This window comes from Pseudomonas sp. GNP012 (genome assembly GCF_054343835.1).
Map to the genome: position 1 here is coordinate 3,803,053 of NZ_JBTGUU010000001.1, position 10,832 is coordinate 3,813,884.

Sequence of the window (10,832 nt, forward strand, 5' to 3'; positions counted from 1 at the left end):
TGAGGCCTCTGTTCGTTTGTCATCAAGGATTGCAATGACTCCCCGTACCGCACTTGGCGCCTTGCATATCGGCGCATTGATGTTCGGCCTGACCGGCGTGTTCGGCAAACTGGCTGCCGCATCACCGGCGATCATCGTGTTCGGCCGTGCCGCTTTTGCCGTGCTCGCACTGGCGTTTTTTGCACGGTTCGCCAGTCAGACGCGCTGGCAGAAACTCGAGGCCGTGGACTGGCGTCGGCTGCTGCTCGGTGGCTTGTTGCTCGCCGGGCACTGGGTGAGTTTCTTCATTGCGGTGAAAGTCGCAGGCGTGGCGATTGCAACGCTCGGCTTCGCCAGTTTCCCGGCCTTTACCGTGATCCTCGAAGGGTTGATCTTCCGCGAGCGCATTCGCGCCAATGAGATTGTGCTGGTGCTGCTGGTGAGTGTCGGGCTGGTGCTGGTCACGCCTGATTTTGACCTGGCCAGCGGCGCCACCACCGGCCTGCTGTGGGCCGTGGGTTCAGGGTTGTTGTTCGCCCTGCTGTCGCTGACCAACCGTGCCGGCTCCGGGCGCGTCCCGCCCGTGCAGGCCGCGCTGTGCCAGAACGTGGTGGTTGCCCTGTGCCTGCTACCCGTGGCGGCGCCTCAATTGAGCGAAGTACGCGCCATCGACTGGCTGTGGATCGGCCTGCTCGGGGTGTTCTGTACCGGTGTCGCCCACAGTTTGTTTGTCGCCAGCCTGGCGGTGATCAAGGCACGCACCGCCGCCGTGGTGTTCGCCCTGGAGCCGGTCTACGGCATCACCGTCGCCTGGCTGCTGTTCAACGAAAACCCGACCCTGCGCATGTTGCTGGGAGGTGCGTTGATCATTGTGGCAATAGTGGTATCCAGCAGGCTCTCAAGCAGTTCGAGCAAGAAAGCCATTATCGCCGAGGCTGCGTCTCACTGAGTGCGGTCGTTGTGTCCAAGGTCGCGGTCCGGGTCGATCTGGTCGCGGACCCGCTGCTTGAGCACTTTGGCTTCAGGGAAGCCACCGTCCGCCTTGCGCTCCCAGATCTGCACGGCGTCACAGAAAATATGGAAGACCCCGCCGGTGCCCGGCACCAGGGAGACTTTGCCCAGGTCGTCACCAAAGGTGCTGAGCAGTTCCTGGGCCAGCCAGGCCGCACGCAACAGCCACTGGCATTGCGTGCAATAGGTGATGACGATTTCCGGTTTGTGGGCGGTCATGATGGGGCTTGACTCCAGAGTTTGACGACGCCGCTATGATAGCCCGGCCGGTGACTGTCGAGTCGGCTGATCAGGTTGTGCCTCTAACCCGAACGCAGGCTCGATCATGGCCAGAGCCACCGGCTGCCTGGTCTCGTCCGGGCTGATTACGTCCCAACTCGACGCCATGGACAGCTCCTCCAGGTTGAGCCGGTACTCATCGTCAATGACGGATTCGCCGGGTATCGCCAAACCCGGAGCCGCCACGGCAGCAGCGACCGGGATGGTGTGACGGTTATCGACCCACTCGAGTTCAACATTGGCTGGCACCCCGTCGCGCTGCGCAGTGGGCGATTGCGCGACGGGCGGCCAGATCACTGGCTCGGTAAAAAACTCAGCCGACGGCTCATGTGGCGACGGCAGAGCCTCTGAATCCGTGGCCTGATGCTGCTGGCGCCGACGACGTACAAACCAGCCCAGCGCCAGCAACCCCATCAACGCCGACACACCGGCAATCTGCAACCAGCCAACCCTGGGGGGGTCAGCAATGGCGGGGGCCGGTGCCACTGCATCAGAAACCATGGGTTGCGCCTTTACCTTCTTGAGTTCAGCCAGTTGGGTTTGCAGTTCGGCCAACTGCTGTTTCTGGCCGTCGATCAGCTCATCCTGGCTTTGCAGCTTCGCATTGAGTTCATCGACTGTGGATTGAAGCTGGTGGTTCTGCAGGGTGCTGGCAGCCAGTAGTTCGACAGCGGGATCAACCATGGAGACGTCAGTTGCTGGCGTCGTCCTTGCCACGGGTGGCGGCGTTTCGACCGGTTGAACCTTGGGGAATGCAGACGCCAGGGAACGGGAAACCGGCTCATCGGTGGCGGCAACAATGCCTGGCGACCCCGGTGGATCGATCAGCACCGTGTACTCGCGCAATAACCGGGCGCCGGGCTGATTGAGCTGCACGAGGAAATTCAGGAAGGGTTCACTGACCGGTTTGCTGGATGTCACCTGGATCACGCTGCGCTTGCCGCGCAGGACCGGAGTGAATGTCAGATTGTCGAGGAAAAAGACCCGGTCGACCCCGGCACGGCTGAACTCGTCTGCCGATGCCAGGCCCACCGACAGCTCGCCCTCCTCCAGGCCAGCCGCATCCACCAGGGCGATATCGGCACGCAGCGGTTGATTCAGCGCCGAATGCAGGGTGATTTCACCCAGGCCCTGCGCCGGTGCCCATGCCGAGTAAGTGATCGCCGCCCCAGCCAGCAACCCCTGTGAACAACCGCGCAAAACCAACCGCCAACACTTGAGCATGAGCATCCTTGAGATCTACAAAAACTACCCGTACGTGTTCGTACATCCGTTACGAACACGATATCGCCGAGTAGTTCTTATAGTCTGCGCAATGCGGTCTCTCAAAAGCCTGGCAGTCGGTTATGCCTCAGGATTTTTCAAGGTTGCCCAGGATATGGCCGTGAACCCGCATGCACACCTTCAAATCCGCCTCATCGACGCCTTCGAACAGTTCGTGACGCAGTTGCGTGGCAATGGTTTCAATTTGTTCGATCAGGGGAAGTGCCGGGGCGCAGAGCACGATTTTCTTCGCCCGACGGTCTTCCAGCACAGCCTGGCGTTGCACCAGACCCTGGCTTTCCAGACTGTCGAGCAAACGGGCCAGGGTCGGGCCTTCGACGCCAACGCTTTGTGCCAGCTCCCGCTGGGTCGGAGCTTCTTCGAAACGGGCCAGGTGCAGCAGCACCAGCCAGCGCGCCTGGGACAAGCCCATGCCCGCCAGACGGCGGTCCAGTTCGGCACGCCAGCCACGGGACATCTGGGCCAATTGCATGCCAAAGCGGTGTTGATCGGTTAACGGCATAAAACACTCATGATTAGACTGAAATAAATAAAAACTAATTATTAGTCAGCTAAGCATGAGCCTCGATCCGAGGCAAGGCTTGATCTGTACTGAATCGTTACATCAGCACTACGGATGTCTCAAATCTCGAATTCCGACTGCAAGGCAGCGCGAACACAATACAAAACCCCTTCCGGTACCCGGCCCGCGAACAGCGCGGCGATCTCGGAAACCGGCGGCAATTCGCCTTCGCCGTCGAGGAAGGCGTCCTGGACTTCACCCATCAGGTCTTCAGGCAGATCCAGCGCCTGCTCCAGCGACAACTGCTGCTTGCCGATCGCTTCGGCCAGCATGGTGTAGACGTTCTTTTCCGAGCACTGCAACTGACCGGCGATCTGCACCGGTGTCATCCCCGCCCGCGCCAGCGTGATCAATTCGTGACGTACGTCGGCCACCGGTTTCGGCGCCTCGACCTGGCCGCCGAGTACTTCGAGGAAGGCCTCGCCGTAACGCTCCAGCTTGCGCGCGCCGACGCCGCTGACCGTGGCCATTTGCGCCAGCGAGGTCGGCTGGCTGCGCAGCATTTCCAGCAAGGTCGAGTCGGGGAAGATGACATACGGCGGCACGCCATGTTCTTCGGCGAGCTTGCGCCGCAGGGCGCGCAAGGCTTCCCACTGTTCGCGCTCCTCGCCCCGCACCAGCTGGCTCGCCTGGCTCTTGCTGCTTTTCGCCACGGTTTGCGCCTTGAGATCGCGGCGCAACTCCAGGGTCACCTCGCCTTTGAGCAGCGGCCGGCAACTGTCGCTCAGGCGCAGGCCACCGTAGCCTTCGAGGTCGATGTCGGCCAGACCACGGGCCACCAGTTGGCGGAACAACGAGCGCCACTCGCCCTCTGTCATCGCCTTGCCAACACCAAACACCGAAAGATGCTGATGGCCGAAGTTTCGGACCTTTTCGTTGTCCTTGCCCAGCAATACATCCACCAGGTGTCCGACACCGTAGCGTTGACCGGTGCGGTAGATCGCCGACAGCGCCTGACGCGCCGGCTCGGTGGCATCCCAGGTCTGCACGCCGTCGACGCAGTTGTCGCAATGACCGCAAGGCTGGGGCATGTCCTCGTCGAAGTAGGCCAGCAGCGTTTGCCGACGGCAGCGGGTTTCTTCACACAGGGAAAGCATGGCGTCGAGCTTGTGCTGCTCCAGGCGTTTGTGGCGCTCGTCGCCTTCGGAGTTCTGCAGCATCTGCTTGAGCATCACCACGTCCTGCAGGCCGTAGGCCATCCAGGCGTCTGCCGGCAGGCCGTCACGGCCACCACGACCGGTTTCCTGGTAGTAGGCCTCCAGGGATTTCGGCAAATCGAGATGCGCGACAAAACGCACGTTGGGCTTGTCGATGCCCATGCCGAACGCCACGGTGGCAACCATGATCAGGCCTTCTTCATTGAGGAAGCGCTTCTGATGGTAAGCCCGCAAATCGTTGGGCAGACCGGCGTGGTACGGCAGCGCCGGGAAGCCCTGTTCGCTGAGGAACGCGGCGACTTCCTCGACTTTCTTGCGCGACAGGCAATACACGATGCCCGCATCGCTGCGGCGCTCGGCGAGGAACGCCAGCAACTGCTTGCGCGGCTGCTCCTTGGGCACGATGCGATAAAAGATGTTCGGTCGGTCGAAGCTCGACAGGAAGCGCTCGGCGTCTTGCAGATGCAGCCGGGTGACGATTTCTTCCCGGGTGCGCTTGTCGGCCGTGGCGGTCAGGGCGATGCGCGGCACGTCGGGGAACATTTCCGCCAACTGGCCCAGTTGCAGGTATTCCGGACGGAAGTCATGCCCCCATTGCGACACGCAGTGGGCTTCGTCGATGGCGAACAGGGAAATGTTCAGTCCCTGCAGAAATGACAGCATGCGCGGCTGGACCAGACGCTCCGGCGCCAGATAGAGCATTTTCACTTCACCGCGGCGGATGCGGGCGGCAAGGTCGCGCTGCTGCTCGGCGCTGAGGGTGGAGTTCAACGCGGCGGCGGCCACGCCCAGTTCTTCGAGGGTGGCGACCTGGTCGTCCATCAGGGCGATCAGCGGCGAGACCACCACGGCCAGGCCTTCGCGCAGCAGCGCCGGAACCTGGAAACACAATGACTTGCCGCCACCGGTAGGCATCAGGACCAGGGCATCGCCACCGCTGGCCACGCGCTCAATGATTGCACCCTGGCGGCCACGGAAACTGTCGTAGCCGAAGATGTCCTTGAGGACGCGTTGAGCCTGTTCGAGCATAAAAACTCCAAAAATCACCGAAACATCCCTGCAAGGCTGGTTCAGAACCCGCGACGCTGCACCGACAAATCGTAAGTGCGCATTGCATGACGCTTCACATTTCAGCCGTGAAGCCAGCAGGGCATCACAAAACGCGCGAGTATACCCGAGCCCCGTCCGGCAAAGGGCACCGCTGATAAGACTCACACAATCGGACTGTGGGAGCGGGCTTGGTCCGGGCGGCGTTCCGACGAAGAGGGAGTGTCAGTCAACATTAATGCAGCCTGGAACACCGCCTTCGCGAGCAAGCCCGCTCCCACAAAGGTGCAAATATGCCGTGCGGCTGGCCCAAGCGCTCAAGAAGGCCTAGAATTCCCGCATCGAACATTCCCCAAGGTAGTCCTTTAATGTCCTTCGCTGAGCAACTAACCCGCCTGCAAGTCTTCCTCGACGCTGATGAACTGCATGACGAGGCGCTGGACTACGTGGCCGCCCACGGCTACCTCACTGCGCTGTCGATCTGTTCCGAAGTGGTCCCGGACCGTGAATGGATCGACGCACTGTTCGCCGAAGAGCCGCATTACAGTGGCGAAGCCCAGCGCGAAGAGATCGAAGCCACGCTGATCGGCCTCAAGGCCCACATCGCCCGTCAACTGGCCTCCGACGAGGAGTTCGAGTTGCCGTGCGACCTGGACCTGGGCGACGACCCGGACGATTCCGAACTGCGCGGCTGGTGCATCGGTTTCATGGAGGGCGTGTTCCTGCGCGAAGAAGCCTGGTTTGAAACCGCCGAAGACGAAGTCAGCGAAATGCTGCTGCCGATCATGGTCGGTTCGGGCCTGTTCGACGAGCAACCGGAATTCTCCGACATTGCCGCCGACGCCAACCTGATGGACGACATGATCGTGCAGATCCCGGAAGCCCTGACTGCGCTGTACCTGCTGTGCAACGCACCAGACGAAAAACCGGCGATTCTCAAACCCCGTCACCACTAAGGTTTTGCCTATGGACAACCCCATAGGCAACCGCCCCCTGATGTTGCGCTACGTGCTGCTGGCCATCGGCTGGCTGAGCGTAGCGTTGGGGGTCATCGGGATTTTCCTGCCGGTATTGCCCACCACCCCCTTCCTGCTGTTGGCGGCCGCCTGCTTTGCCCGCAGTTCGCCGCGCTTCTATCAATGGCTGGTTAAACATCCGCGGCTTGGTCCGTGGATTCGCGATTACCTCGACGGCAACGGCATTCCGCTCAAGAGCAAGGTCTACGCCATCGGCCTGATGTGGGCGAGCATCCTGTTGTCCTGTTATCTGGTGCCGCTGCCTTGGGCACGGGGGTTCATGCTGACCAGTGCGGTGCTGGTGACGATCTACATCCTCAGGCAAAAAACCCTGCGCAAATCCTGAAGTCTCCCGGGACCACAAAAAGCTCAGTGAGCGGCCTTCGCCCGACGACCTGCCCTCCCCCTGCAAAATCTCCACCTAAACTCCACGAACCTACACTCGAGCAGCCAGACATGGCCCGCAGTCTGCGTAGTCCAGGATGGCCAGCGCTCCGACTTCGGCTCGGTGGCGGGTTGCTGCTGGCCGGTTTGCTACTGACCGTTTTCAACGGCGTCCGGGCCGACTGGGATTTTGCGCAGATCCTGCAAACCGTGGAAAAACGCTACGGCCCGCCGGGACCGGCACGGAACCGGATCGAGGCATGGAGTCAGATGCTGCAAAGTGCACGCGGCGCGCCCGAACGTGAGCAGCTCAACGCGGTGAACCGCTTCTTCAATCAGCAGTTGAATTTCCAGGACGACACGCGCATCTGGCAACAGACCGATTACTGGGCCACGCCCGTCGAAGCCCTGATCAAGGGTGCCGCCGATTGCGAGGACTACGCGCTGGCGAAGTATTTCAGCCTGCGCCGACTAGGTTTTCCCAGCGAAAAACTGCGCATCACCTACGTCAAGGCCCTGAGCCAGAACCAGGCGCACATGGTGCTGACGTTCTACAGCGCCCCCACGGCCGATCCACTGGTGCTGGACAACCTGATCGGCGATATCCGCCCCGCCTCCCAACGCAAAGACTTGCTGCCGGTGTATGCCTTCAACGCCGAAGGCCTGTATCTGCCGGGCAAGAATGGCGGCCAACGCAGCAGCGACTCGAAAAAGCTGTCGCGCTGGCAGGACGTGTTGAAAAAGATGCAGAGTGAAGGGTTCGACATCGGCGACGGCTAACCGCCATGGCAAGGAGCGAGACATGACACTGCGTAAACAGTTGTTCCTGGCCATCTGCCTGTTCCTGCTGGTGGCGTTCAGCGGCAGTTTTTTTGCCAGTCTGGAAAGCTCCCGCGAGCAAACGCTCAGTCAGCTGCGTGCCCACGCCCAGGACGCGGCCACCGCTCTGGGGCTGTCGCTGACGGCACAGGTCGATGACCCGGCAATGATGGAGCTGATGGTCAGTTCGATTTTCGACAGCGGCTATTTCAGCAGCATTCGCGTGATCAGGCTCAAGGATCAGCAAACCCTGGTGGAGCGCAGCGCACCGACAAAAATCGACGGCGTGCCTGACTGGTTCGTCAACCTGGTCAACCTGCGCCCGGAAGGTGGCGACGCCTTGGTCATGCGCGGCTGGGAACAGCTGGCACGGGTCGAAGTACTGAGCAATCCTCAATTCGCCCTGGCCAAGCTCTGGGACAGCACCCTCGGCAGTCTGATCTGGTTGCTGTTGTGCGGGCTGTTCAGTGCGGTGATTGGAGGGTGGATGCTGCGCAGGCAGTTCCGCCCACTCGACAGCATGGTCCGACAAGCCGAAGCCATCAGTAAACGCGAGTTTCTCAGCCTGCCCAACCTGCCACGCACACCGGAGCTGAAACGGGTAGTGCTGGCCATGAACCAGATGGTCGAAAAGCTCAAGGCGCTATTTGTCGAAGAAGCTGCGCGCAGCGAAAAACTGCGGGCCGAATCCTATCTGGACAGCCTTACAGGCCTGGCCAACCGGCGCCTGCTCGACGAACAACTGGCCCACCACTTGAGAGTGTGCGAACAGAGCCGCGATGGCCACCTGCTGATGTTGCGGATCAACGACCTGAACGGGCTCAACCAGCGACTGGGCGGCCAACGAACGGACGCACTGATCAGCGCCGCAGGTGAACTGCTCAGGCGCCTGACCCAATTGCCGGAGCGTCGCACCTGGCTGGCGGCGCGCAATCGCGGTGGCGAATTCAGCCTGCTGACACCGGGTCTGGACGCCGAAAGCGCCGTGCGCCTGGCCGCCGATGTCAGCGTCAGCCTGGAGAACCTGCGCCTGACCGGCGCCAGCGATTGCATGCCCGTCGCCCACCTGGGCGTTGTCGCCTATCGCCCCGGAGAGCCGATCGGCAACGTACTGCTGCGCCTTGATCAGGCATTGACTGAATCCCGGCAACGTCCCGAGCGACCCTGGGTGTATCTGGGCCACCATGACACCGCGCCGAATCACTCCCAGCACGACTGGCGCACCTGGATCGACGATGCCTTGACCGAAGGCAAGATGCAGTTGTACTTCCAGCCCGTCGTGCAATGCGCCGACACCCGCCAGGTACTGCATCACAAAGTACTCGCACGCCTGCTCGATCCACAGGGCGAAGCAATTGCCGCCGGGCATTTCCTGCCGTGGATCGAGCGTCTCGGCTGGTCGGCACGCTTCGACCTGGCCATGCTCGAAGCCACGCTGGACGACCTGGTGGTCAACCGCAGGCCCTTGGCATTGAGCCTGTACGGGAGCACCCTGCGCGACCCGGTGCAATGGCGAACAATCCTCGACCTGCTCGACTCTCTTCCCGAACTGGCACCGCTGCTGACCCTGGAAATCGACGAGCGCCAGTTGCCCTCCCCTGAAGAACTGCAGCGTTTGAGCCACAGCCTGCTGAACACCGGTTATCGCATCGGCCTGCAACACTTCGGCGGGCGTTTCAGCCAGATCGGCAACCTCACCCAGTTGGGTTTGGCGTACCTGAAAATCGATGGAGCCTACATTCGCAACATCGACGAGCAGCCTGACAAGCGGCTGTTCATCGACGCAATCTTTCGCGCGACCCACAGCATTGATTTGCCGTTGATTGCCGAGATGGTCGAGACGTCAGGGGAGTTGGTGGCCATCAGAGAGCTGGGTGTTTTCGGCGCGATGGGGCGGTTGATCGGGCCGCCGGAGCCAACCTTGCCTGGCCTCCAAGGTAACTTCGACCATTGACCGAAAACCAACTTACAGCTGTCACTTATGAGAGTAGGCAGGTTATCTGACGAGGTTCTAAATCACTCCGGCATCCAAATTTCTTCAACACCCGGAGTCATCATGACCACTATTCCCCCGAAAACCTCGGCAATCATGCCAAACACACAGAGTGAAACAATAGCGAAAGTAACCTTCGATGAAGTCCGAGACAGCAACGGTCATCTCGTTGGCAATAACAGCGTAACTTTTGACAAAACCCTGAACTTCAAGGGTACGGCCAAGCCAACTAGGGAGCTCTGGATTCGCGATGAGGCGGGCACAATTACTGACGTGACCAGCGATGATTACGGAGACTGGATCAAAGAGGTCACTTTGCGAGGCTTCCAGCGCTACAGCCTTTACGCTATCGAGAAAAACCCGCCTCAAGATCGCTCCAGACCACCGTACGTTATCGTCCTGGCGACCGAGACGCCGATCATCGACACAGTCATCGGCAAGAATGGCCCGATTAAAGATGACGATACCTACGACGACGACTCGCTGGAGTTCTCCGGTTACGCACCTCCCGGTATGGAAGTTGAAGCGTTCAACGGCGACACCACCACGGGCAAGAAAACCATGGTGGATGCTGTCGGGCGGTTCCAGCTCACCCTCGACGGGCTTACCGCAGGCGACTACAGCATCAAGATCAGGGCCGCCAATGGCAAAGAATCCAGTGCGTTTACCTTCCGCGTCATATTGGATGTGAAACTGAGCCTGGATGACGTCCTCGAATCCGAAGGCGGCCCTTCTGTTCCTGAAGGTTGCACCACTGGCAAGAGTCAGTTGATCATCAAGGGGCATGCCATGCTCGGTGAGAGCATTCAGCTACTCAATGGCGACGCCCCCATAAAAGATGCCGTCGCAACTGCTGATCCCGTCAATGGAGCCTGGAAAATCCTGCTCGATGTGACAGACGGAGACTACAGCCTCGCTGCCAAGGCGGACTATGGCGATGGGGAAATCAGCGCCCCGCCCCGCACCTTTATCGTGGAATCCACCATCAAACCGCACAATACCCGTGTGTACGATTCGGACGGCCTGATCCAGGACAACGATACCACCCCATACAACCATGTCATTGTCAGGGGTGATGCGGCCCAGTCAGCGCAGATCAAGCTGAAGATCAATGGCGTCACCGGGCCGAAGCCGGAACCGACCGACGATACGGGTAAATGGGCCAGATTGGTTACAGGTCTGGAATACGGAACCACTTATCAATTCATCGCGGTGGCAGACTATGGTGACAACTCAGAGTCCGCCCCCTGGACGATTACTACCGGGGTACCGAACGTATAAGCAGTCATCGCAAGCGTTAA

Annotated in this window: 10 protein-coding genes; 6 read left to right on the top strand and 4 right to left on the bottom strand. The window is 60.5% G+C overall.

The window, feature by feature from the left end; genetic code table 11:
• The first annotated feature begins 34 nt into the window (after positions 1-34).
• Positions 35-928 (top strand): DMT family transporter, encoded by an 894-nt coding sequence (locus ACXX83_RS17120; protein ID WP_217836026.1) that lies wholly within the window; start codon positions 35-37, stop codon positions 926-928.
• On the opposite strand, the gene ACXX83_RS17125 is transcribed toward ACXX83_RS17120, so the two are convergent.
• The 4 genes from ACXX83_RS17125 to recQ all read right to left on the bottom strand — a co-directional run bounded on the left by ACXX83_RS17125 (position 922) and on the right by recQ (position 5,301).
• Complete coding sequence (locus tag ACXX83_RS17125) at positions 922-1,209, bottom strand: Rdx family protein (protein WP_015096307.1); 288 nt, start codon at positions 1,207-1,209, stop codon at positions 922-924. The two genes, ACXX83_RS17120 and ACXX83_RS17125, sit on opposite strands and share 7 nt — an antisense overlap.
• A 33-nt stretch (positions 1,210-1,242) precedes the next feature.
• Positions 1,243-2,493 carry a type IV pilus assembly protein FimV gene (locus ACXX83_RS17130; RefSeq protein WP_458549145.1) on the bottom strand — a complete coding sequence of 417 codons (1,251 nt, stop codon included), beginning with the start codon at positions 2,491-2,493 and terminating at the stop codon, positions 1,243-1,245.
• 127 nt (positions 2,494-2,620) lie between these two features.
• Positions 2,621-3,055, bottom strand: coding sequence for a MarR family transcriptional regulator (locus ACXX83_RS17135; protein WP_007975279.1), 435 nt, complete (start codon positions 3,053-3,055; stop codon positions 2,621-2,623).
• A gap of 119 nt (positions 3,056-3,174) precedes the next feature.
• On the bottom strand, positions 3,175-5,301 hold the full coding sequence (gene recQ, locus ACXX83_RS17140; protein WP_095963810.1) for a DNA helicase RecQ: 2,127 nt from the start codon (positions 5,299-5,301) through the stop codon (positions 3,175-3,177).
• 386 nt (positions 5,302-5,687) lie between these two features.
• Between recQ and ACXX83_RS17145 the strand changes: the two genes are divergently transcribed.
• The 5 genes from ACXX83_RS17145 (at position 5,688) to ACXX83_RS17165 (ending at position 10,812) form a co-directional block, all read left to right on the top strand.
• Positions 5,688-6,275 carry a UPF0149 family protein gene (locus ACXX83_RS17145; protein ID WP_007975277.1) on the top strand — a complete coding sequence of 196 codons (588 nt, stop codon included), beginning with the start codon at positions 5,688-5,690 and terminating at the stop codon, positions 6,273-6,275.
• A gap of 10 nt (positions 6,276-6,285) precedes the next feature.
• The gene (locus ACXX83_RS17150; RefSeq protein WP_102673847.1) at positions 6,286-6,681 is read left to right on the top strand and encodes a YbaN family protein; all 396 of its coding nucleotides are present in this window, start codon (positions 6,286-6,288) and stop codon (positions 6,679-6,681) included.
• Between the two features lie 110 nt (positions 6,682-6,791).
• Positions 6,792-7,499, top strand: a complete 708-nt coding sequence (gene lapG, locus ACXX83_RS17155; protein WP_458549146.1) for a cysteine protease LapG — start codon at positions 6,792-6,794, stop codon at positions 7,497-7,499.
• Positions 7,500-7,521: 22 nt separating this feature from the next.
• Positions 7,522-9,492, top strand: a complete 1,971-nt coding sequence (lapD, locus tag ACXX83_RS17160; RefSeq protein WP_458549147.1) for a cyclic di-GMP receptor LapD — start codon at positions 7,522-7,524, stop codon at positions 9,490-9,492.
• A gap of 102 nt (positions 9,493-9,594) precedes the next feature.
• Positions 9,595-10,812: a carboxypeptidase regulatory-like domain-containing protein gene (locus ACXX83_RS17165; protein ID WP_458549148.1), complete on the top strand. Its 1,218-nt coding sequence runs from the start codon at positions 9,595-9,597 to the stop codon at positions 10,810-10,812.
• Positions 10,813-10,832 lie beyond the last annotated feature (20 nt).